The 24,513-nt window shown below is 32.0% G+C and carries 22 protein-coding genes; 15 read left to right on the top strand and 7 right to left on the bottom strand.

Going from position 1 to position 24,513, the window contains the following annotated elements; all coding sequences use genetic code 11:
- Position 1 precedes the first annotated feature (1 nt).
- Together QZU90_RS06585 and QZU90_RS06580 are read left to right on the top strand one after the other, a co-directional pair.
- On the top strand, positions 2-796 hold the full coding sequence (locus tag QZU90_RS06585) for an ATP-binding cassette domain-containing protein (RefSeq protein WP_296856277.1): 795 nt from the start codon (positions 2-4) through the stop codon (positions 794-796).
- Between the two features lie 281 nt (positions 797-1,077).
- Positions 1,078-2,454 (top strand): NAD(P)/FAD-dependent oxidoreductase, encoded by a 1,377-nt coding sequence (locus QZU90_RS06580; protein WP_295605694.1) that lies wholly within the window; start codon positions 1,078-1,080, stop codon positions 2,452-2,454.
- Between the two features lie 151 nt (positions 2,455-2,605).
- Here QZU90_RS06580 and QZU90_RS06575 read toward each other — a convergent pair whose 3' ends face one another.
- The 3 genes from QZU90_RS06575 to QZU90_RS06565 all read right to left on the bottom strand — a co-directional run bounded on the left by QZU90_RS06575 (position 2,606) and on the right by QZU90_RS06565 (position 5,439).
- Entirely contained in the window at positions 2,606-3,151 is a 546-nt protein-coding gene (locus QZU90_RS06575; protein WP_295605692.1) for a nitroreductase family protein, read from the bottom strand.
- 93 nt (positions 3,152-3,244) lie between these two features.
- The gene (locus tag QZU90_RS06570; RefSeq protein ID WP_295605690.1) at positions 3,245-4,201 is read right to left on the bottom strand and encodes a cell wall biosynthesis protein; all 957 of its coding nucleotides are present in this window, start codon (positions 4,199-4,201) and stop codon (positions 3,245-3,247) included.
- Between the two features lie 176 nt (positions 4,202-4,377).
- On the bottom strand, positions 4,378-5,439 hold the full coding sequence (locus QZU90_RS06565; RefSeq protein WP_295605688.1) for an mRNA surveillance protein pelota: 1,062 nt from the start codon (positions 5,437-5,439) through the stop codon (positions 4,378-4,380).
- 291 nt (positions 5,440-5,730) lie between these two features.
- On the opposite strand from QZU90_RS06565, the gene QZU90_RS06560 reads away from it, so the two are divergent.
- From QZU90_RS06560 to QZU90_RS06545, 4 genes are all read left to right on the top strand, one after another.
- Entirely contained in the window at positions 5,731-7,038 is a 1,308-nt protein-coding gene (locus QZU90_RS06560) for a prephenate dehydrogenase (protein WP_295605686.1), read from the top strand.
- 78 nt (positions 7,039-7,116) lie between these two features.
- Positions 7,117-8,688: a ClC family H(+)/Cl(-) exchange transporter gene (locus QZU90_RS06555; protein WP_295605684.1), complete on the top strand. Its 1,572-nt coding sequence runs from the start codon at positions 7,117-7,119 to the stop codon at positions 8,686-8,688.
- Between the two features lie 51 nt (positions 8,689-8,739).
- On the top strand, positions 8,740-9,078 hold the full coding sequence (locus tag QZU90_RS06550) for a NifB/NifX family molybdenum-iron cluster-binding protein (protein ID WP_295605682.1): 339 nt from the start codon (positions 8,740-8,742) through the stop codon (positions 9,076-9,078).
- A gap of 19 nt (positions 9,079-9,097) precedes the next feature.
- Positions 9,098-9,682: a flavin reductase family protein gene (locus QZU90_RS06545; RefSeq protein ID WP_295605680.1), complete on the top strand. Its 585-nt coding sequence runs from the start codon at positions 9,098-9,100 to the stop codon at positions 9,680-9,682.
- Between the two features lie 126 nt (positions 9,683-9,808).
- On the opposite strand, the gene QZU90_RS06540 is transcribed toward QZU90_RS06545, so the two are convergent.
- The 3 genes from QZU90_RS06540 to QZU90_RS06530 form a co-directional block, all read right to left on the bottom strand.
- Entirely contained in the window at positions 9,809-11,251 is a 1,443-nt protein-coding gene (locus tag QZU90_RS06540) for a glutamate--cysteine ligase (protein WP_295605678.1), read from the bottom strand.
- Positions 11,252-11,268: 17 nt separating this feature from the next.
- Positions 11,269-12,669: a hypothetical protein gene (locus QZU90_RS06535; RefSeq protein ID WP_295605676.1), complete on the bottom strand. Its 1,401-nt coding sequence runs from the start codon at positions 12,667-12,669 to the stop codon at positions 11,269-11,271.
- Positions 12,670-12,850: 181 nt separating this feature from the next.
- Positions 12,851-13,654 (bottom strand): class II glutamine amidotransferase, encoded by an 804-nt coding sequence (locus QZU90_RS06530; protein WP_295605674.1) that lies wholly within the window; start codon positions 13,652-13,654, stop codon positions 12,851-12,853.
- A gap of 778 nt (positions 13,655-14,432) precedes the next feature.
- On the opposite strand from QZU90_RS06530, the gene QZU90_RS06525 reads away from it, so the two are divergent.
- The 4 genes from QZU90_RS06525 (at position 14,433) to glmM (ending at position 19,108) form a co-directional block, all read left to right on the top strand.
- Complete coding sequence (locus QZU90_RS06525; protein ID WP_295605672.1) at positions 14,433-15,011, top strand: 30S ribosomal protein S3ae; 579 nt, start codon at positions 14,433-14,435, stop codon at positions 15,009-15,011.
- A 372-nt stretch (positions 15,012-15,383) separates the two neighbouring features.
- Positions 15,384-16,082: a TIGR00297 family protein gene (locus QZU90_RS06520; protein WP_295605670.1), complete on the top strand. Its 699-nt coding sequence runs from the start codon at positions 15,384-15,386 to the stop codon at positions 16,080-16,082.
- A gap of 381 nt (positions 16,083-16,463) precedes the next feature.
- The gene (locus QZU90_RS06515) at positions 16,464-17,702 is read left to right on the top strand and encodes a 2,3-bisphosphoglycerate-independent phosphoglycerate mutase (protein WP_295605668.1); all 1,239 of its coding nucleotides are present in this window, start codon (positions 16,464-16,466) and stop codon (positions 17,700-17,702) included.
- A 59-nt stretch (positions 17,703-17,761) separates the two neighbouring features.
- On the top strand, positions 17,762-19,108 hold the full coding sequence (gene glmM, locus QZU90_RS06510) for a phosphoglucosamine mutase (protein WP_295605666.1): 1,347 nt from the start codon (positions 17,762-17,764) through the stop codon (positions 19,106-19,108).
- 206 nt (positions 19,109-19,314) lie between these two features.
- On the opposite strand, the gene QZU90_RS06505 is transcribed toward glmM, so the two are convergent.
- Entirely contained in the window at positions 19,315-19,476 is a 162-nt protein-coding gene (locus tag QZU90_RS06505) for a rubredoxin (protein WP_074798578.1), read from the bottom strand.
- 335 nt (positions 19,477-19,811) lie between these two features.
- Here QZU90_RS06505 and glmU point away from each other — a divergent pair, with 335 nt between their 5' ends.
- The 5 genes from glmU to QZU90_RS06480 form a co-directional block, all read left to right on the top strand.
- Complete coding sequence (gene glmU / locus QZU90_RS06500; protein ID WP_296856272.1) at positions 19,812-21,131, top strand: bifunctional sugar-1-phosphate nucleotidylyltransferase/acetyltransferase; 1,320 nt, start codon at positions 19,812-19,814, stop codon at positions 21,129-21,131.
- A gap of 158 nt (positions 21,132-21,289) precedes the next feature.
- Positions 21,290-21,766, top strand: coding sequence for a gamma carbonic anhydrase family protein (locus QZU90_RS06495; RefSeq protein ID WP_296856270.1), 477 nt, complete (start codon positions 21,290-21,292; stop codon positions 21,764-21,766).
- Between the two features lie 114 nt (positions 21,767-21,880).
- Positions 21,881-23,008 carry a histidinol-phosphate transaminase gene (hisC, locus tag QZU90_RS06490; RefSeq protein WP_296856268.1) on the top strand — a complete coding sequence of 376 codons (1,128 nt, stop codon included), beginning with the start codon at positions 21,881-21,883 and terminating at the stop codon, positions 23,006-23,008.
- Positions 23,009-23,076: 68 nt separating this feature from the next.
- Complete coding sequence (locus QZU90_RS06485; protein ID WP_296856266.1) at positions 23,077-23,787, top strand: anaerobic ribonucleoside-triphosphate reductase activating protein; 711 nt, start codon at positions 23,077-23,079, stop codon at positions 23,785-23,787.
- 157 nt (positions 23,788-23,944) lie between these two features.
- A partial coding sequence (locus QZU90_RS06480) for a tetratricopeptide repeat protein (RefSeq protein ID WP_296856264.1) occupies positions 23,945-24,513 on the top strand: 569 nt, incomplete at its 3' end.

Below are 24,513 nucleotides of genomic sequence, written 5' to 3'. Positions count from 1 at the left end.
AATGTTAGAAGTGAAAAATATCAAATATTCTTATACTAAGGATTATCAAGCACTTAAAGGAGTTAGCTTAAAAGTTGAGAAAGGAGAAATGGTTGCTCTTTTGGGAAAAAACGGTGCTGGAAAATCTACTTTGTTCCTTCATTTGAATGGTATCTATGAACCTGATGAAGGTCAAGTTTTCATCGATGGCGAAGAATTGAAGTATGATAAAAAATCTTTGCTAAAATTTAGACAGAAAGTTGGAATCGTATTCCAAAACCCTGATGACCACCCTTTAAACTTGAAGTTACCTATGGAAGAGGTTCAAAAAAGGGTTACTGAAAGTTTAGCTCGTGTAGGAATGAGCGGTTTCGAGAAAAAGGCACCTCATCATTTAAGTGGAGGTCAAAAGAAGAGAGTTGCTATTGCAGGAATTCTTGCAATGAAACCGGAAATCATGGTTTTAGACGAACCAACTGCAGGATTAGACCCTCAAGGTGTAAGAGGTTTGAGCAAATTATTGAAGGAACTTAATGAAGAGGGAATCACAATCATCATTTCAACTCACGAAGTTGACTTGGTTCCGAATTATGCAAAAAAAGTGTTCGTTATGGTTGACGGATTATTGGTTGCGGAAGGAACACCTAAAGAGATTTTTGCACAACCTGAAATTCTTGATAAGGCAAACTTGGAAGTGCCTATTGTTACAGAGCTTTTCCAAAATCTTGAAAAAGAAGGATTTGACATGAACAACGATTATCCTTTAACAATTGATGAAGCTAAAGAGAAGTTCTTGGAATTATTAAATAAAAACTAATTCTTAAAACTAATTTTTTTTAAATCATAAAATTATTCATAACTTAATACAATAAAGTATTACTTTCAGAAGAGATTAATAATACTTTTCACTATTTTTACATAAAATTATTTTTATTAGAACAATTATCACTCATTTGAAACAGCTATTTTTAAAAATAATTAATAAATTTTTATAATAAAATAAACATACTAAAATTAATTAATTTATTAATTTATTAATTTTAATAATTAGTACTGACTTAATAAAACCAAATAATTTAAAAAAAATCAAGGGATAGCATGGAAGAAATAAAAAAATTTAAAAACATTGTTATTGGAGCAGGCCCTGCTGGAAGACTTGGATCATTCGAACTTGGCAAATTGGGAGAGGAAACCTTGCTTATTGAAAAGAAATACATTGCAGGAACCTGTCTTAATGAAGGATGCATGGTTGTATGTGCGCTTACTGACATTAGCCGTTTCATAAGAAACTTCAAAAGATTCACTGAAATCGGATTCATCGATGGAAACATAAGCTTGGATTATAAATCTGCATGTGACAACATTAAAAAGACTCAACTCATGCTCCGCAGACTTAACCAGGAAGAAAATGAAAGCGTGAACAATAATGTCATCTATGGTGAAGCGAGTGTGGAAATAAGTGATGATGATAAAATCATAGTTAAGGTGAAATTGGACAATGACAATGAGCTTCAAAGAGAAAATGTGAAAAATGAGGATTGCAAGATATATGAAGCGGAAAATCTTTTGATAGCTACTGGTGCAAGACCATTTATTCCAAATATCGATGGAGTAAAATATGCTTTAACAAGTAGCGATGTGCTTTCCTTAGAGGAAGTTCCAAGCAAATTAAATATAGTTGGTGGAGGGATTATTGCTACAGAATTGTCAAACCTATTCTCAAGCTTTGGAAGTGAAGTGAAAATCATTGCAAGAAGTGAAATCCTAAAGGATTTGGAACCGGAAATCAAATCTTATGTAGTTAACAAACTCATTGATGAAGTGGATATCCATGAAAACACCAATGTTTTGGAAATCACTGAAAACTCCATCATAACAGACAAGGGAGAGTTTGAAGGAAAAACATTGATAGCCACTGGAAGAGTTCCAAATTCAGAAATAGTTGCTGACATAGTGGACTTGAACGAGGATGGGTCAATTAAGGTAAATGAATTCTTCCAAACCTCAAATCCAAACATCTATGCTGCAGGAGACGTTACAGGAGGAATCACCCTCACTCCTTATGCAAGAAAAGAAGGGATTTCAGCAGCAAGAAGCATGGCAGGATACTTGAATAAGTTTGATGATATAAACGTTCCACAGTCATTGACATTGGATTTGGATGTGAGCTTCACTCAAAAAGCATCAAAATCTGATGAGGATAGCGACAATGTTGAAGATGTCATAATTCCTGGTCTTGGAGGCCCACATGCATTCTGGAGAATCTTAAGAGGAGAAACTGGACTTACAAAGATTTCACTCAATACTGAAACAGAAGAGATAGTGAGAGCAAGTCAAATATCTCCATCATCAATTGATGATACGGCATATCTTGCATTCCTAATGAATATGGGAATTACAAAAGAGGATTTCGATGATTTCTTGGAAGTCCATCCATCTACAGATGCTTATTATAAAATCTTAAAAATCATGTGAATAGAAATATAAATAGAAATAGAAATAATAATATAAAAATATAAAATTAGTATAAAAATTAAAGTTGATAAGATAATCTATCTTATCAATGCTTCTTTTTTTAAAAAATAGTTTAAAGAAAATTAATAAAAAATAATAAAAATTTTTAATCTTATTTTACCCAATTGACAAAAATATCCTTACGTGGGTTTGGTTCATTTGGTTCAACTTTATAACCTAAAGCAACACCATACAATGGAGTGTATCCTTCAGGAATGTGAAGCTTTTTCAAGTTTTCTTCAACACTGAAGTAAATAGCTACAAGACCTAACCAACAGGACCCGATATCCAATCCTTCTGCTGCAAGAAGCATGTTTTCAATAGCTGCTGAACAGTCTGCCTGCATATTGGTTGCATCTGATTTAGCGGAAACAAATACAACAGTTGGAGCATTGTGCATAACATTAACACCAGATTCAGCAATTGCTTCAAGGAATTCATCACCGGAATTGGATAATATCTTGAGTACAGAATCATTTATATCTGCAAGGGTTTCCTTGTTTTGAACTACAGTGAAATGCCATGGAGCTTCTCCTCTTGCAGTAGGAGCCATAATAGCTGCTTCTAAAATTTGTTCAATTTGTTCATCTTCAATCTGTTCATCTTTGTAAGCTCTTACGCTTCTACGATTTTTAATGACTTCAAAAATATCACTCATAAAATCACCATAATAAATATAAAAAATTAATTTAAAATTTGATTAAATACTTGATTAAATATTTGATTTTTATAATTTACTAGAACTTTACGATTAACTTAACTTTCTTAAATCAGTCGGTTTTGTCCTAACATCCTTTTCAATTACTCTTTCAAGATTAGGGGAATGTGGATTGTAAAGCAATCTTCTAAATCCGAGGGGAATTAATAAATTATCTGTTACAACTTGCTGACGCTCACCAAGAATGATCTTTCTGAATAAATCACCTAAACCTCCACCAGTTAAGACATCCATAAACAAATCACCGAAAGTTGGATTGTTTATATGCAATTTATTAATAAGGAATCTAGATAACTTTCTTCTTCTAATGTATGCAATCAATGCAGTGGTTACAATGAACAATATTAATGTTCCTACAAATCCTCCAAGAATGTAAAATCCTATTCCCAAAGCTAAAGCGAAGGTATGGTTTCCCACTTCACCTAACATGATTTTTCCGGAATAGTCTAAAGGAGCATAAGCAATACATGTTACTAAAGTCAACAATGGAACATAATATGCAGGAATCTGTGCAACAGGGGCTGCACCTATAATGAGAGTTGCAAGAATTGTAAAGAAGCTCATTATAATAACTACGCTTACTGCGGATCCAGGTTGCATATCTGCAATGTTCATAGGCTGAATCATTAAAGCAACTAAAATAGAAGAAATGCCCATAAGAGGATAACCTAATCCGATAACGCATAACATACCTATTCCTCTGGCAAGCTGACCTATTTCAATAGGCAAGTTAGCGATTCTTCTTCTACCTATCACATCATCAACTAGAGCACATAATCCCATCACTAGAACAAGATTGTTAAATCCTGCAGGCAAGAATAGGCTAATTACAATAAATGGAATTATACCAATCCCACGAGGAGTGCCTCCGCGTACAGGTTCATATAGATTTCCCATATAACCTCTTTTACCTAAGAAACGGAATATTATATTCAATGCCCCAGTTCCTAAAAATGTTGCAATAAATACAAATAATAATTCTAAAAACATGTTTAAAATCCTTTAATTTTTTAATGTAATATTAATATTTTTATAATTTTTATTATATATAATATTAAGTTTTAGAATAATTAATAAATAAGTCTAAAATAGATAAGTCTAAATATAATATTAAGTTTTAAAATAATTAATAATTAAGTCTAAAAATAGTTGTTAAAAATAATAAATTAATTAATGGAATACCTTAAGGTAGCAGCCATTCCACCTAATCCTTCAAGCTGTTTTCCACCTTCGTGCTGGCTACTTATGACTAAGACTTCACCAGACATGTTTTCAACCATATCCATGGATTCCTCAAGGTCTTCACTTCTGATTAGATTATCCAAAACCAATAGCTTTTCAATAGCTCCCAAATTGATAGCCTCTTTCACTTGCTTTTTACCATAAACAACCAAATTAGAAGATTTTGCTATTTCCTGAAGGATTTCATTTATAGCTGAAATTTCAAATGCAACCCTATTCTCTGCAGCCAATTTTTCAACGGTTCCCTTCTTAAGAACCTCGTTGATGCCCACTCTTCCACCTGAACCGGTTGCTTCAACTATGGACTTTTTAGCCAAATCCTTATGCTTCAACTCAAGATACTTTAAGAAATCATTTTTAAAGAATCCGGGACCCGCCAAGACTATGGTTTGGATATTGTCAAACTTGAGGATATAATCCACAATCTTTTGATAGAATTTTTCAATATTCTTAGCCCTGTTCTTATCAACTATCCTTTTTCCGGAAACATTTCCCATAACTGGCCCATAATATTCAATTCCAAATTGTCTCATCAAACCAAAGTCTGCAACATCATCTTCCAATACAACAATGATTGCAGATAATTTCTTGGAAGCTTCAATAGCTTGCTTGATTCTCTTTAATGCATATCCGGACCAATGTTCCTTAAATATTTTGATTGGAGTGTTCAGTTTTGCTTCAATTGTATGGTGAGATCCGAGAGGAATCAGGTCTTCAGGACCTTTAATGATTGAACCGATTATCCTAAGCTTTCCAGTGAATATGTGAAAGCTTACATCCTCCACTGAAACACCTAAAGTAAAGGTCTTCTTAACCCCCCTATCACTTCTTAACTTATCTCCAGTATTGTCCTGAATCCTTCTTGTTGTCTTAGAGTATACAGTATCCCCCTCAGCAATTATGTGAGATAAATGCCATAAGTCATCTAAAGTTTCAGGAAGAAGTTCGATAATTCCTTTCTTTCTATCTTGATAAGTTATTTTCATGAATAAACCTCAATTAAAGCATAAAAAATTTTAAATTTAGTGATAATTCCAAATAGAATTAATCAAAAACATATCAAAAATTATAAAAAACTCAATATTTATATAATTATTATAAAACAATATAAAATATGATTATTGATAATATATAAAATTAAGTAATTTTTAAATAAGGTTTTTTAAATAAGGTTTTCAAAAATAATTTTTAAATAAGATTTTCAAAAATAATAATTATCAAAATCAATTTAAATGATTTTTATCAATTTCTAAAACAAAACTAATAGAGCTAATAAAATGAAAATTGGAATTATTGGAGGAACACGAGGTTTAGGAAGAACCATTGCATGGTATATGAAAGACTTTAACTTCGATGTTACAATTACAGGAAGAGATTCCATTGTCGGTAAGCAAGTCAGCGAAGAACTTGGAATAAAATATAGCGACAATAATAAGAAGATTGTTCAAGATAGCGACATCGTGATTATTTCCGTCCCTATTTCAAGCACTGAATCTGTTATAGAGGAATTGGGACCATTCATGAAAGAAGGTTCCTTAATGCTTGATGTAACTTCAGTGAAAGAAGGACCTAGCCTCAAAATGAAGGAATGCATTGGAGAAGGAGTTGAATTCATCCCTACTCACCCAGTCTTTGGTCCAAGAACCACTGATTTGAAAGGGCAGATTATAGTTCTTACACCAATTGAAAAGGGAGAATGGTATCCTAAAATCTACAAGTTCCTTGAAGACAAGGGAATGAGAATAGTGGAAACAACTCCAGAGCATCATGATGACATGATGGGAATTGTACAGGTCTTAACCCACTTTTCATACATCTCTACAGCTTCAGCTATTGAAAAGCTTCAAGTTGATATAAAGGATACTGAAAACTATGAAAGTCCAATTTACAATCTAATGATTGATACAATAGCCAGGATAGTATCTCAAAATCCTTATCTCACTTACTCTATCCAACATGAGAATAAACGTGGAGAAAAAATCAGACAAGCTCTTTTTGATTCCATAAGCGAATTGAAGGAAGCATTGACAAATGAGGATGAGGAAGAGTTTGTTGAAATCGCTCTTAAAGCAACAAGACATATGGGGGACATTCAAGCGGCTTTAGGTAGAAGTGACAAGGCAATAAATGCCCTTACCCAAGAATATAATATATTAATGCAATCCATTGGGCAGGAAGTGGGACTTAAGCATATTTATTCAGATAAAATCCATGTTGGAAAAATCAAGGAAATTGGTATTGATTTCGTATATTTGGAAGATGAAAACGGCAAGGTCAAAAAGCTAAAGATATCCAATGCTGAAATGCTGGATGAAGAGGAACTCTTCAATTGGAAGGTCAAGAATCAGAAAATACACACAAGAGACCTTAGTGCACTCTTCAGGAGAAAATCAAATCCCCACATCATCAAAGATGCTTTAAAAAGAATTGATGATGTTGTTGATGTGGAAATAATTGACATCTACAAAGGTGAACCTATAAAAGAAGATGAAATCAGTTACACCTTTTCAATTCAATCATTAAGCAAAGAATCCATTGAAGAATGTGAAAAACTTATAAAAGGATTTGGCGGAATCACAAGATAATTATTAATTTTATTTTTCATGACACTGCGAACATTTAACTAAACAGAATAAGCAAAATAATGAAACTGAGGTTAAACCATGAAGATGATTAAGCAAACATTGGGTTTGAATGTAGATGATTCAAAATATTACATCAAACTGATTATAGAAGCTATTTTAATAGGTTTATTCTCAGGATTGGTTGTATCATTATACAGATTCGGATTGGACAATAGCGAAAACATCCTATTTTCCACATTAAAATACATTCAAGGAGACTTCCTATTAACAATTGCATGGTTTGCAATACTTGCACTAATGGGATTCATCACTGCACTTCTAATGAAATGGGATCCAGATAGCTTAGGGAGCGGAATACCTATAGTGATGGGTGAAGTTAAGGGATACTTTGATGTATGCTGGTGGAAAACATTGATTGCAAAGTTTCTTGGAGGAACCCTTACATCCCTTGGAGGTCTTTCCTTGGGAAGAGAAGGGCCATCTGTACAGTTAGGAGCAATGGCTGCAAAAGGTGTTTCAAAATACTTGCCAAACAGCAAGACAGATGAAAAACGTCTTTTGGTATGTGGAAGCGGAGCTGGGCTTGCAGCAACATTCAGTGCCCCACTTGCAGGATTCATTTTCACCTTAGAGGAAATCAATAAGGGATTTGACAGATCCATCGTTATTGTAGGGTTGGTTTCAGCAGTTGTAGCTGACCTGGTATCAAAAATATTCTTTGGACAAAGCCCAATATTCCCATTCACATCATTGAATCTTCCTTTAAAATACTTCTACCTTTTGATTATTTTAGGAATTATCGTTGGAATCTTAGGATACATATATAATGTGGGAATGATTAAGGCTTCTGAAATGTGGGAAAGATTGAGTTTTCTTCCATTGGAAGTTAAATATGTCATTGTATTTCTCATAACAGGAGCGGTTGGTCTAATTTTACCTAATGTGCTTGGTGGAGGATACTCCATGATGCATTTAATAGAATATACCTTGCCTCCATTATCTGTTTTAATCGTCCTTTTAATTGGAAAATACCTGCTTTTAATATTCTGTTTCGGTTCAAGTGCCCCTGGAGGAATATTCTACCCAGTTCTTGTTATTGGAGCATATATCGGTGCAATATTCAGTGCAATTGTCATTCCAATTTTTGGATTGAATCCAATGATTGCATATAAGTTCATCATGATTTCAATGGCTGCAATGTTTGCAAGTTCTGTCAGAACTCCAATAACTGCAGTTGTATTGATTGCTGAGATGACTGGAGTTACAAACTCTCTTGTTGCAATGATTGTTGTGACAATACTTGCATATATAATTCCAACAATCCTTGGAAATGAACCAATCTATGAAACATTGCTTATGAGACTATTGAAGAAGAATAAGGGAATTGACTTCGATAAGACAAAAAGCGTATTGGAAGAGTATGTTGTTCCAATGGACTGCGCTTTGATAGGGACAAAAATCTGGGAGCTTCCTATCCCAAAATCCGCGATGGTTGTATCTGTTGTAAGAAGCGGAAATACATTGATTCCAGATGAGGATTTGAAATTGAAATATGCTGATGAATTGTTCATCATTATGAATCAGAACACATACCCTGAGGATAACCAGAAAATAGAATCCTTGATTTACAACAACTGGAAAGAGGAATAACTCTTATTTTTTATTCAAATTAAAAAAAAAAAAAGTAAAATGGTGACTAATATGAGAATAGCTGTTGCTTCAACTAATGGAGAAAATGTAGATTTGCACTTTGGAAAAGCAAAATCATTATATGTTTATGAATACGATGAGGAAGAGGATAAATTCAACTTTATAGAGCAAAGAAATGTTGAAATTGAAGCAGATATGAAACATCAAAATCCAAAGATCATTGAAGCCATTGGAGATTGTGAAGTGGCAATATGTGAGCAATTCGGCCCTAAAGCAGCAATCTATGCAGAAGATGCTGGATTGAAATTGGTAAAGGATGAAGGAACCGTTGAAGAGGTTTTAAGAAAATACATAGACCATGTGAATTTCATGAAAAACATTAAAATCTAAAACTTTAACTGGTGTAAAAATGTCAAAAAAAGTCTATTTGAAACCAAGGGCAATGATGTATCCCTCTCCTGCAGTAATTGCTTCCGCTTATGATGAAGATGGAAAAGCAGATGCATGTACACTTGCATTTGCTGCAATGTGCAGCCATCAACCTCCGGCAGTGATGATTGCAATCAATTCAACAGCTAAACGAAAAACACTTAAAAGCATATTGGAAAAAGGGGAGTTTGTTTTAGGTTTTCCAACAGTAGATCAAGTTGCAGAGACAGATTACATTGGAATGGCATCAGGATACGATGTGGATAAACTTGAAAAGGTAGGTTTCACCACCACTAAAGCTAAAGAGGTAAACGCACCTATCATAAATGAAATGAAAGTATCTGTTGAATGCAAAGTCATGAACATTGTTGAAGTAGGTAGCCATACTCAGATTACTGGAGAGATTGTAAACATTCAAGCAGATGAAGATGTTTTAGGCAAAAAAGGAAAAGTTGATTTAAAATTGCTTAATCCAATAGTCTACGATGATGTTTTATATGACTACCTTGAAGTTGGAGACAAAATAGCTGATGCATTCAATGTTGGAGTTAAGTTTAGAAAATAAATTAAAAAGAAATTAAGAGGAAAATTAAAAAAATAAAAAATTCAGTTAAAATAAAAATTAAAGGTAAAGATTAAAAATAGAAATTTAAATTCTTATTAAAAAAAATAAAAATTAAAGATGAAAGAACTATTTTTCAGCCCCTTGAAGGGCAATAGGAACATATTCCTTAAATCTTTCATCATCCAACAAGTCTGTATTTTCCAAAAGATACTTGCTTGTTATCTTATTTATTTTAGACAATTTTATTTGACTGTTGATATAACCTTCTTCTTTAATCAATCTAATGAGACCTTTTCCATATGTCAATGATGGATCTGCAATTCTTTGTCTCATTGAATCTATAAGGGATCTGCTGCCAATACCTAAGGTTCTGCACATGTCATCAATTTCATCAAGAATTCTTAATCCCCATTCTTCCAAGCTGATTTCCTCACCATCTTTAAGCAATTTCATATTAAAGTCATATGCTGCCTCAGCAGCCATTTCCTCATTGTAAAGAGCTTCCTCTTGCCAATTTTCATAGTCTGACTCTTCAGCAATCAATGTATAAATGAGGAATAAATGGAGAAAATCCATATCTTTTTTTATTAAACCACATTTATAAAATGGATTTATGTCTAAAGTTCTCACTTCAAGATATTGAATTCCATCATTTCTTAAAGATGAAAGAACATCACTTGGGTCTTTAGGCTTTAATCTGATTTGAGTGTACAATTCCTTAGCTTGTGATAAGTGACCTTCATCAATGAAAGATTGAACATCTCTTGTAAATTCCTCCACTGAATGATAACTAGGATATAAATGCACTAGATTTTTATATCCACAAGATGCATTCCTGAATGAAGGACCTCTTTCACTATAAACCCCTCCACGATTATCGCTATGCTCCATCAATTTGGTACATTCTGGAGTGAATGTATCGTGAGCTGCAACGGAACAGCCTGTAAGATAGATTATAAGCCAAACATATCGAATGTAATTTCTTGATATTTTCAAATAAAGCATATTCTTGAATTCCTTATAGGAAATCCTTGAATCCTCATCACTCTCAATCTCACTGATATCCAAATTCTCATATAATTTTTCTAAGAGTTCCTCCTTGAATGAAAAGTTAAAATGAATGCCTGAAATCAATTGCTTTCTAAGACCATATTTCTTAGCTAATCCTTTTCTATATTCCATTGACTCTTCTGCCAATTCTCTGCCTTTATATTTTGCAATTGGGATTTCGCTTGAATCTGGGAGTATACAGGGCAATGATTGGAACCATAGGAACTCATCATCATCCAAAGAGCTGTTAACTAAATCAGACATGAAAGAGAAAAATGAAAACGCTTCATCAATTGTATCAAATGTTGGGGTGATGATTTCTATCTGGCTTTCTGAGAAATCTGTTGTAATGTAAGGATTTGATAATTTGTTTCCAAATATTTCAGGGTGTGGGCTAAGTGAAAGCTCTCCATTTTCACGAACTCTTAATCCTTCCCATTCTATACCAAAAGAGCCTTGTTTTAAATCCTCTGAACTTGCATTCTTATGCAATTGAGATAAATTGAATAATCTATCCATTTTATCACACCTTAATATCATAAATCACCGTAATCTTTAATGATTTTTTCCAAACTTATTCCTTCTTTCAATGAATCCAACATCCTTTTTCCGGGATTTGTTCTTTCATCCACATTTCTGTATAATGGTTCTAAAAATATTTCCTCACCAAGATTTCTTTCTTTCAAACCCTCTTTTGCCAAATCTAAAACATCCCTTGCAAGATTATACAAGGAATCTTGATCAATTGAACTTGGAATTTCGGTTTTTATTAATAATTTTCTAAGTTCTGTACTGTTATAACAATCGTGAAATATAGGGGCGTAAAAAAATAGCCTTTCAAGTTCCTTTGTTTTATGTTTTAAGCCTACATGAAAAGCTGCAACAGCCATTGAATCCTTGATAGGTTGAGTGCAAACACTTCTATATTCAATAGTTCCTCTGAATGTTAAATTAATAAATTTAAATGCCCTCAAATATTCAATATCATCTAAAGAAGGTTTAAACTCAATGCCCCTATAAGATCCTTTGCAATAGCATTCCCCTACAATGGAATCGCTATTGAAATAGTCCTTTAAAGGCATGGAAGGGAAATTAATGTAAATTCCATCACGCATTACACAGTAAATGTTTAAGGATTCAAGATATGAAACCAATTCTTTAATATTGTTAAATTCAATATCATACATTCCAATATTATGAGGATTGATTCCATGAGTGCTATACTCCCAGAGGTTATCCCTAAAGCAAACGTAATCCTCATTATCCTCCAAAAGGACTGAATTGGAAAAAATCAATGCTTTGATTGGCTCCAATTTAGAAAACACATTTATGTTTTCAATCAAATCATCATATGGAACATCCAATTGGACTTGAGAAGCACTTGAAAACATGCCATATCCAGGGTAATCATGGAAATACATCAAGGAATCGGAATAATTTTCAGTTGACTTCAAATGATTATAAAGCATCAGGTATCTTTCATTTGGAATTGGAATTTCATTATTGTATTTTCTATAAGGATTTATCCCCATACCGCTTAAGGTATGATTATGCCTTTCGAACTCTTCCTTAATGAAACTGTAATACTTCTCAAATCTTTCATTGATAGTGAATAAGTCCTCTTCCTTGCCCATTGCAAATTCAATATTGTTATAGGAGCAGTCATAACATACAATATCATCGTTTTCACGATTTCTTAAAGCATAGACATTGCCATCATAATCTATGCCTTCAACTTCAAATGAATTAAAATGATTCTTAAATGATTCAGTTACAAGATGAACAATGTCAAAATCCACCGCTTCCTTATTAAGGTTGATTATTGGAATCTCAATCTCAATCCCAATATACTCTTTTTTAGATTTTTTAGTAGATTCCAAAAACATTTGACAGATCTTTTCCTTTATCCTCTCATCTGTAATTGTATCATCTGCCATTTAATCAACTCCAATTCCAATTTAAATTATCCTTTAAAAAAGGACTTTATTTCCATATTTCTAAACTTCTAAATTTCTTTTCTAAATTTTCTAATAAATATTTAATAAATTTCTAATGAATTCTAATAAATCTCAAAAATATCTTCTAAAACATACATAACTTTAAAAACCATAAGAGGGATTACCACACATTTTCCTCTTCAACATCACTATTTAAAGTGCTTGCAAATTTTTCAATGAACATAAGCTGCTCTTCAGTTTCAACATATTCAAATGAATGAGGTTTTGCTTCAAATAGCAATTCACCATTTGAAAAGGAGAGCACAGTATTTAACGGCACTTCATTCCACTCATTTGAATCCAAAGCTTGAGTTGAAAAGAAAATGCTATTTTCAGTTTTCAAATAGCATAATGAATTTCTATAATTTGTGTGAACATACATCTGTTCTCCATCATAGATAATCAGATTTAACTTATTTGATAAAGCCATGAAGCTTATTAAGTCAGAAACTACATCAAATCTCTCCTTTAAGCTTAAAGGCTCACCTTTAAAAGCTTCAAATTTGTTTATTAAATCAACAATAGCTAGAAGAATTCTTTCAGAATCTGTTTCCCCCTCTTCCTCAGTGCTGTACTTACATAAATCAGGACAGTCAAAAACAGTGCCATTATGAATAAGAGTCCATCTTCTACCAGCATTATCTTTTTTAACGAAAGGATGGCAATTATAAAAGTCCTTCACACCAATAGTGCCTAAACGAATGTGTGCTAAAGCATTTTTAGAAACGATAGGATTCAATAGGATATTTCCTAGCATTACACTGCTTCGAGCTTTAACAGGCTCTTTGAATACGCTGAATTTATCTGAATCTAAAATAGCTAATCCCCAACCGTGAGGATGCTCTTCACAATGACTATAGAACTCTTTAAGATAATCATTAAGTTCTTCTTCCTTTGATGAACTAAATCCAAAGATCTCACACATTATTTTTACCTCCTTTCATTTTTTTAATAAAACAAATTCCTAAAGCATTAAAAGTTTTATAACAATTGTTATATTTTTTATATTATTTAAATGTTTTAGTAGCAAACCAGAAAAAATAAGAAAATTTTAAACATTTTCTAGAAATATACTGGAAACATATTGGAATATTGAAATATTTTCAAAAATATATAAAGACATTTAAAAATATCTTAAAGATATATCTAAAAATATTTTAGAGTATAATAGAGATATGTTAAATATAGCTTAAAAAATTAACTAAATGTACTGCTAAATATACTAAAATAATTATCAGATAAAAATTATAATATCAAAAATATTTATATACTATAAAAATCATAACTAACAATAACCTTTATGGGCGGGTTTTAAACTTATTTAAAACTTTTATGATATTATTTTAATTTAAATGGATTGATTCCAGAGCAGGTAAATTATAGATTATAAAAATTATTTAGCTTATAATCAAATTTTATAACTATTTTTGTATCTATTTTTGATATAAGGCCACTTCAGATATCTAAAGTGACATTAGCCCATTAACCTGTGATTTTAATATTATATTTTTTATTTCATCTAATGATTATTCATCATAAGATCAATAAGCATTGGATTTAAAAAAACTTATATCATAGCTAGATTTCTATCCTATTTTATATTATATTTAGTTTAGCCATAGCTATGTTTTATCTTAAATAAAAACAAAATACAATTATTCTAAATAATAATTACGTCAAAAATATAGAGAGGAATGATATAAATGGCAAAGAAACAAAGACGTAGAGTACGTGACACTTGGAAAGAAAAATCTTGGTACACCATTAAAACTCCTGTAGCATTCGGAGACAAAGAAATCGGTACCACCCCTGCAAGAGACCCTGAACTTGTATACGGAAGAACTGTAGAAGTAACCATGAGAGAATTAACCGGTGACTTCTCCAAACAATACATCAAATTACAATTTGAAGTAAATGATGTTAACGGAAACATTGCAAACACTAAATTCACTGGACACAAAACCACTACTGATTACGTAAGAAGTATGATCAGAAGAGGAACCAGTAGAATCGATGCTCCTGTTATCGTAACTACCCAAGATGAACGTAAATTAAAACTCCATGTATTAGCTGTAACTACCAGAAGAGCTAAATCTTCCCAACAAAAATACATGAGAGAAACCATTAACGAGTTAGTTACTAAAGTAGCTTCAGAAAAAACCTTTGATGAACTTGTAGAAAACTCTGTAAACGGTAGATTAGCTTCTGAAATTTACCACAAAGCTAAAAAAATCTATCCTCTTAAAAGAGTGGAAATCATCAAAAGTAAAGTATTAGAATAAATTTTCTAATATTTTATTTCTTTTCTTTTTTTACTATTTTTATTCTTTAAATTTTTTATCAAATTTTTTTAATCATATACTATTTTTAATTCTATTAATTTCGACACTATTACTTTTAACTCCATATTTTTATAAAATAAATTTCTTTTTTGTATACAATTAATTAAAACAATTAGTAAACTATTTAAATAAGTTTGTAAAAGTAATAAATAAAAAATAACATTTAATAAGAATTAGAGACTAAATAATAATTAGAGACTAAATAATAATTAGAGAATAATTATTAAGACTAATAATAATTAGGATTAATAATATTGTTAAATACTAATTTAGACAATTAAAAATTTACTAATACTTAATAAAAGTGATTCTATGCATGAAGCTTTTGTAATAAATTGGGGATATGTCATACTTCTGTTTATTTTAGGTGGAATAAGCTATAAACGAAAAAGCTTAGACTTATTAGGTTCCCTTATAATGATTTTTATGGGAATTACAATCATCTTTTCAGCAGGAGTGCGTTGGTTCATTTTAATCGTATTGTTCTTTGGTTTGAGCATATTCGCTACACGCTTTTCAAAACCATACAAAGAGGAAATCGGACAATATGAAAAGACAAGAACTGCAAAAAATGTAATCTCAAATGGATTGGTTGCTTTTTTAATGGCAGCATTTGGAAGCTATTATCTTCCTTTGGCAGGAGGTTTCATTGGGGCAATTGCTACAGCTACAGCAGATACATTGGCTAGTGAAATAGGAGTTCTTCAAGAGCCTCGTTTAATAACCACTTTCAAGAAAGTGCCTGCTGGAACTGATGGTGCAATATCAATTTTAGGAACTTCCGCAGCAATTGTAGGTGCAGGAATAATTGGAATTGCTTCATTCTTATTGGGAATCCTTCCAGATCCTTTAATAGCTATAAAGATTTCAGTAATTTCCGGAACTTTAGGTTGCTTTATTGACAGTATCCTTGGAGCAGTTCTTGAAAGAAGACATTACATAAACAATGAACATGTCAACTTGCTTGCTACCATATGTGGAGCAATAATTGGTATCGTTTCTGTAATGTAAAAACTTTAATTTTTCATTTTTTTAACATTTAACTCTTTTTTTCAAAACTTTTTTTTAATTTTTATTTTAAAAAATATTTTCTAAAGTAATGTTTAATATTTTAAGATTTTTCTCAATTTTACTTAATACAAATAAAATTTCAACTACTTTTTCAAGTTTTTTAAAAAAATATCCACTAAAATAAAAACAAATTTTATAAGCATATAAATTCATATATTTTATTAATAGTAAATATTAATTGAATTAATATTACTTTTTAAATATTCAGATATTTATTCAAATCGAAAATAGAAATTTTAATAAAAATTAGAATTTTAATAAAAAATTAAAAATTAAATAAATAACTTTATTTCTATTTCAATTTATTGTGATGGTGAAAATATGAAAGGATTAATATTGGTTATGGATGGGATGGCAGGCCGTCCTTTAAAAGAGCTTAACAATCAAACTACACTACAAGCAGCTAAAACTCCAAATATGGACAAAATGGCAGAAAGGGGAATAACTGGATTGATGGATTCAATTGCACCTGGAATCATTCCAGGAAGTGATACAGCACACTTATCCATTTTAGGTTACAACCCTTATGAAGTATACACTGGAAGAGGCCCATTTGAAGCAGTTGGAGTTGGTGTAGATGTTATTCCTGGAGACATTGCATTCAGATGCAATTTTTCAACATCCGATGAAGATGGAATCATTACAGATAGACGTGCAGGAAGAATTAGAGATGGAACCGATGAAATCATAGCAACCTTAAACACCATGAAAATTGAAGGATATGAAGACATTGAAATCATCTTTAAGGAATCAACCGGACACAGAGCAGTTTTAGTGCTTAGAGGCGAAGGATTATCTGGCAAAGTAAGCGATGCAGATCCTAAAGTGGAAGGAAACAAACCTAAAGTAGTTAAAGCTCTTGATGGAAGTCCAGAAGCAGAAAGAACTGCAGACATATTAAACAAATTAGTAGTTAAATCTTATGAAATGACTAAAGACCATCCAGTAAATATTAAAAGAATAGAAGAAGGTGAAGCTCCTGCAAACATAATCATTCCTCGTGGTGCTGGTGAAGTGCCTGAAGTGGAATCAATCAATGACAAATATGAAGTAAATTCCGCATGCATTGCAGAAACCGGTTTGATTATGGGTATTGGTCGCTTTGCAGGAATGGATATCATCGAAATGGAAGGCGTTACTGGTGGAACTGATACAAACCTTGAAAACATTAGAGACACAATTATCGACCAAGTAAACAATAGTGAGCATGACTTCTTCCTAATAAATATTGATGGTGCAGATGAAGCAGGCCACGACGGTAATGCAGAGGAAAAATTGAAATTCATTGAAAAAGTTGATGAAGTTGTAATGAGCGAACTCCTTAAATTGGAAGATTGCTATATCTTCTTAACTGCAGACCATTCAACTCCTATTTCAGTTAAAAACCATTCAGGAGATCCAGTTCCTATCTTAATCAATGGTCCTGAAGTAAGAGTGGATGATGTAAAGGAATACAATGAATTTGCAGTGGCTAAAGGTGGAATGTGCAGAATCAGAGGTGCAGATGTAATGAACATCATTACTGACTTAATGGGTTATGCACATAAATTTGGAGCTTAAATTAATAAAAACTAATCAATATTATCTTTCACAATTTTATTCAAAAAAGGAGTTAAATCATGACAAATAAAAAACTATTTGGAACTTCTGGAATCAGAGGAAAAATCGGTTCAGAAATTAACTCAGAATTAGCATTGAAAATAGGTAAATCACTTGCTAAATACTTAAACAATACTGGAAAAGTTGTTATTGGTTACGATACTAGAACCACAAATAGAATGTTGGAACAGGCAATTACTGCTGGACTCATTGAACATGGTGTGGATGTTGTTAAAATAGGTATGGTGCCAACACCTCTTGTAGGATATGCAACTTTAAAACTTGACGGAGATGCAGGAATTATGCTTACTGCTTCTCACAATCCATCACAATACAATGGAATTAAGCTTTGGAATAAAAATGGAATGGCTTACACTCCAGAACAGGAAGAAAAAATCGAAGAGATTTATTATAATGAAGACTTCGGCAAAGTGGAATGGGATAAAATAGGTACCATAAGCCATAACGATGAAATCAAAAAGCAGTACATCGATGACTTGTTGGACATTGTAGACATTAAGCCTGGGCTTAAAGTTGTAATTGACTGTGCATGCGGCGCAGGATCAGAGCTTTCCCCACTTATATTCAGAAAGGCAGGATGTGAAGTCATTACATTAAATTCACAAGTTGATGGATTCTTCCCAGGCAGAAACCCTGAACCAAATGAAGCAAACCTTTCAAGCTTGATGAAAGCTGTTGTTGCAACCGGATCAGACTTGGGAATTGCTCACGATGGTGATGCAGATAGAATGATTACTGTTGATGAAAAAGGAAGAGTTTCTGAGTTCGATAAACTTTTGGCACTTGTTTCAAAGAAATTCGGCGGAACTGTTGTAACCACTGTCGATGCAGGATTATGTATGGATGAAGCAATGGAAGAAGTTGGAGGAAAAGTTCTAAGAACCAAAGTAGGTGACGTAAACGTTGCTGAAGTGATGATTGAAGAAGATGCGAACTTTGGTGGAGAACCATCAGGTACCTGGTTGCATCCAGACTTCTGCATGTGTCCAGATGGAATTTTATCTGGTCTTAGAATGGCTGAAATCGTTTCCAAAGAAGGAAAATTATCTGAACTTCTTGAAAAATTCCATCAATACCCTCATATGAGAGAAAAGGTAATCTGTTCCAAAGAAGAGAAATTCAAAGTCATGGAAAACATGGAAGACCTTTTGAAAGGTGCATTTGATGACATAAAGGACATCAATACAATTGATGGAATCAGATTAAGTTTCAATGATGGAAGTTGGGTTCTAGTTAGACCTTCTGGAACTGAAGATTATGTTAGAATAACTTTAGAGGCAAAAACAGAAGAGAAAGCTGAACAAATCAAAGACACTTGCATTAAGATTATTAAAGAGAATATTTAATTATTCTCTAAATTTTTTTTATGAAAAAATAATTAGTTTTAATGATTACGAATGAGATTATCATAAATTAAATTTTTTAAAAAATAAAATCTTGTAAAAAATAGCTATAATAATGAAATAATATAATAATAAGAAAAAATAGTTAAAAAATAAAAAAGAAAAAGTTTTGATCAAACTTTTAAAAGTTTGTAGAATTATACGAAAATTTATTCATCTTCAGTAATAATTCCTTCAATACCTGCAGCACATTGAGGGCATACCCAGTCATCAGGGAAGTCTTCGATAGGTCCTGCTGGTACTTTGTAAGTTTCATCTCCAGTTTCAGAGTCCCAAGTGTATTCACAATGCATACATACATATTTTACCATATAATCACCTTTTTATAATTTAATTAATCAAATAATTAGTTAATTAACTATAATTTTAATATGTACAAACTTATATAAAAAACTTTTTTAATTAATATGGTTCTGAAGTTAGCGAACATAAATTTTATAAAAACTTATAATAAATTATATAAAAATTAAAAGAATTTAAATAATTATTTAAATGAATAAAAAGTAATATAAAAATAAGGTATCTAATTTTGATTAAAAAATATTAAAAAGGTAAGCAAAAAATATTTTTTAACAAAAATGGAAAATTTTAAACAGAACTATTAAAAATTAAAAAAATAATGAAATAGCAGAATAGGAGGAATTAGGTGAAAGCTATAATTTTAAGTGCAGGCGAAGGAACAAGAATGAGACCTTTGACTCTCACAAAGCCTAAAACAATGTTGCCTGTTGCTGGAAAACCTATTATTCAATATAATATAGAGGCACTGCGAGACTGCGGTGTGAAAGATATTCTCCTTATTGTAGGATATAAAGAGGAGATCGTTAGAAATTACTTTAAGGATGGTTCCCATCTTGGAGTGAATATCAGTTATGCTACACAAAGCAAATTGGAAGGAACTGCAGATGCAATAGGATACGGAAAAGACTTCATTGAAGACAGTTTAATCACTCTTAATGGAGACATCATATTAGATGTGGATATCCTTACTGAAATCATTGAAGATTATGAAAAATCCAAGCCAGACACATTAATGGTACTTACAGAAGTTGAAGATCCAAGCGCATTCGGTGTTGTTGAATTGGATGGGGACAACATCATAAATATTGTTGAAAAGCCTAAAAAAGAGGAAGCTCCAAGTAATTTGATAAACACTGGAATCTATATTTTCAATAAGGACATTTTTGATAAAATTGCTAAAACTGAAGTTTCCCCAAGAGGAGAATATGAAATCACAGATTCATTATCCCTCCAGATAGCTGATGGGAAAGTGGTTAAAGGACATAAAACCACAAAAGAATGGATGGACATTGGAAAACCATGGGAATTGATTGAAATCAACGAAGAATTGCTCAACAATATTGAAGGAGAAATCAAAGGAACTGTTGAAGAAGGAGTAACTATCCATGGGGAAGTATTTTTAGATGAAGGAAGCCTTCTTCGTTCTGGAGTTTACATTAAAGGTCCTGTTTACATTGGTAAAAACTGTGACATTGGACCAAACTCATACATTAGAGGAAATTCATACTTTGGGGATAATGTCCACATAGGTAATGCAGTGGAGATTAAAAACTCTATCATTATGGAAAACACCAATGTAAGCCATTTAAGTTATGTAGGTGACTCCATTTTAGGTTCCAATTGTAATATTGCAGCTGGAACAAACATTGCTAACTTACGTTTTGACAATAAGACTGTGAAAACCACAATTAAAAATAAAAAGACAGACACTGGAAGACGTAAATTAGGTGCAATTGTAGGGGACTCTGTAAAAACAGGTATCAACTCAAGTTTAAGCCCTGGAGTTAAAATAGGAGTCAGAGCTACAATTGGTTCAGGTGTTTTATTATATGAAGACCTAGAGTCTGACATGAGAGTCTTGGTAAAACAAGAACACATTTACCAGAACAAAAAAGAAACTGGGCAAATCTCTCTAGAAGAAGCAGAAGATAATAAAGAAGAATAAAAAATTTAACTAAAATTTATATTAATTAATTAGAAAATAATAACTTAATTAGAATTTATAATTAATTTTTCTAATTATTAAAAATTTAATAAAAAATTAATGCAATTTAAATTTATTAATTTATCTAATTAATAAAAAAACTAAAAGAGGAGTATATTATGAAACTCAATGAACCCGTAAAAATATTCCCTGGTGCACAAGTAATCGGTGATGTTGAAATTGGTGAAAACTGTTCCATTTGGCATGGCGCAGTTATTCGGGGAGATGTAGGACCTATAAGAATTGGTAAAAACTCCAATGTGCAGGACAACTGTGTTCTTCACACTTCAGCAAACTTGACTCTTAGAATTGGAGACAATGTCTCTATCGGACATGGTGCTGTAGTTCATGGATGTGAAATTGATGACAATGTTCTTATAGGAATGAACGCTACTGTTTTAAATGGCGCTAAAATTGGAAAGAACTCAATTGTAGGTGCTGGAGCAGTGGTTAGCGAAAATAAGGTATTTCCGGAAAACAGTTTAATATTAGGTGTTCCTGGAAAGCTTATTAAGGAAACTACACAAGAACAAAGAGACCATATTATTTGGAATGCATCACACTATGTTGAACTTGCAAATGAATACGATGAATAAATTCATCTATTCATAACTTTTTTTATAGATTATTGAAATTCAAAATCATCTTATCATAATGCTAATTAAATACTGGCTATAAAAGATTAAAAATTATATTTAGAAGGTAAAATAATGAAAGTACGTAAAGAAGTAGAGGAATTAGACCCTTATGTTCCTGGAAGATCAAAAGAGGAAATCGCACAGGAATTTGGAGTTAAAAAAGAAGATATCATCAAATTGGGATCTAATGAAAATCCATGGGGACCATCTCCAAAAGTAAAGGAAGCTATTGAAAAAGAACTTACAAACATTAACAGATACCCTGAATCTGATTTGGAAGAACTTAAAAAGGAATTTGCAAGATACTCCAATGTAAAGCCAGAACAGATAATCGTTGGAGGGGATGGTGCAGATGAACTTATTGATACTTTAGCAAAAACCTTCATTGAACCTGGTGACGAATTTATAGTCCCTTTACCTTCTTACATGTATTATGAATTCTTATTCAAGCCATATGGCGCCATTCCAAATTATGCAAAATGGAATTTGGAAACAAATACTCTTGATTTGGATTCTGTACTCAATGCAATAAACGAAAAAACAAAAATGCTATTTTTATGCACACCAAATAACCCAACTGGAGCACTGATTTCACAAGAGGAATTAAGAGCGATTCTAGATAAAACCAATAAATCCAAAGGCGGACTGTGTGATGCAGTGGTTGTAATAGATGAAGCATACTTTGAATACTCAGAAACCACTAATGTAAACCTTTTAGATGAGTATGACAATATTTTCATTCTTAGAACAATGTCTAAGGTAATGGGACTTGCAGGAATGAGAATAGGCTATGGTATTTCAAGCAAGGAGATAATTGAATTCATGCACAGAATCAAACCTGTCTTCTCACTTACAAAACTTTCATACATAGCTGCTCTCACTACAATAAAAGACACTGAATACATTGAAAAATCCATTAAGGATGGAATAGAAAGCAGAGACTTCTTATATGATGAGATATCTAAAATGAAATCAGTTAAAGTCTATAAATCATATTCAAATTTCATGTTAATTGACATTCACAATACAGGTTACACAGCTGCAGAGATTACAAGAGAATTCATGAAAAGAGGAATGATTGTAAGAGACTGCACTTCATTTAAAGGATTGGATGAATATTACTTTAGAATAAGCATTTGTACATTGGAAGAAGATAAAAAATTCTTAAATGTCATGCGAGAAATTTTAAACGAAGATTAAAAAGATAAATGAATAAATAATACTTACTGAAATTAAAAAAACTAAAATAAGATTAAAGGTTTGATAAAATGGAATACAGCGTTACAGTAACATCATCAATTGAATATCCTAAAAATATGTCTTTTGTAATATTTTTAGCAAAATGCCCTCTTAGGTGTCCTTATTGCAGTAATAGTGAAATTTTGGAAGAGGGAACTGAAATCAGCTTGGAAGAGATATATGAAAAAATTGATGATTCTGCAATGTTTATGGATGCTGTTGTTGTCTCAGGTGGAGAACCTTTAGTCCAATATGAAGATGTTATTGAAATCTTCAAATATGTTAGGGAAATCGGCCTTAAAACCAAATTGGATACAAGCGGAGTTTACCCAGATAGACTTCAAAAAATACTTGATTTAGGATTAGTGGATTATGTGGCTATGGATGTTAAGGCACCATTCGATAAATACAATGAAGTCATCAATGCAGATATTGGGCAAAAGGTAAAGGAATCCATGGAAATTGTAAATAGCTATGAGGATATCACTTTAGAATGCAGAACCACTTATTGCCCTAAATTGCTCACAGAAGAAGACCTTTTTACAATAGTGGATGAAGTGGAATGTGATTTATACACCATTCAGCAATTTAGAAACAGATGCGTTTTAGATGAATCATTGGCAGAGGCAGAAGAGCCAAACCCTCATGACATGGAAGATATCGCTAAAAGGATTAAAGAAGCATATCCTAATCAAAAAATAAATGTAAAAACTGCAGAATTTGGTCAAAAAAGCATTTAAATAGTTATTTAATAAACTTGAAATTAAAAAAAATAAATAGATAAGTTTATTAATTTTTCAATAAAGATAATAATATGTATTAAGTTAATTAAATTAAATTTGCTTAATATTCTTAAAGACTATTTTTTATTAAAAGTCTCCAAAAAATGGTGATAAAATGCCAATCATGTCCTTTGGAAGTCAGAACATAAATATAATCACAAATAAAAAAGCTATGACTGTAAGGAAGTTATGGAAAACACCTTTAAAAGTTGGAGATAGGCTTCATTGTTATTGGAATTTAGCTTCTAAAGAAAAAAAGAAAATCTTCGAAGCTCAAGTTACTGATGTTAAAACACTCCCATTTAAAGAAATAAAAAACAATGATAAGCTAGCTCAAGAGGAAGGATACGAAGATTCCAAGGAAATGGTTAGGGAATTTAAAAAAATGTATCCTGACGGAATCTCTGATGATGATTTATTCCAAGTGATCTATTTTGAAAAACTGGACATAAATAAATGGAAAGGGGAAAAAATCGACCAAAAAGAGATGATTACCCAAAGGGCAGACATTTTATTTGATACAGGCAAATATGACAAGTCTGTCTTGTGCTACAATGCCGCTTTAAAGATTGATCCTAATGATGTTTATCTCTTAAACAAAAAAGGAGACAATTTAAGCAGGCTCGACCGTTTTGATGAATCCATTGAATGTTATGACAAGGCTTTGGAAATAGAAGGGGATAA

Origin of the sequence: uncultured Methanobrevibacter sp. (assembly GCF_902784195.1) — an archaeon.
Classification (GTDB): Archaea; Methanobacteriota; Methanobacteria; order Methanobacteriales; family Methanobacteriaceae; genus Methanobrevibacter.
This window is presented reverse-complemented; position numbering and strand designations above follow the sequence as displayed.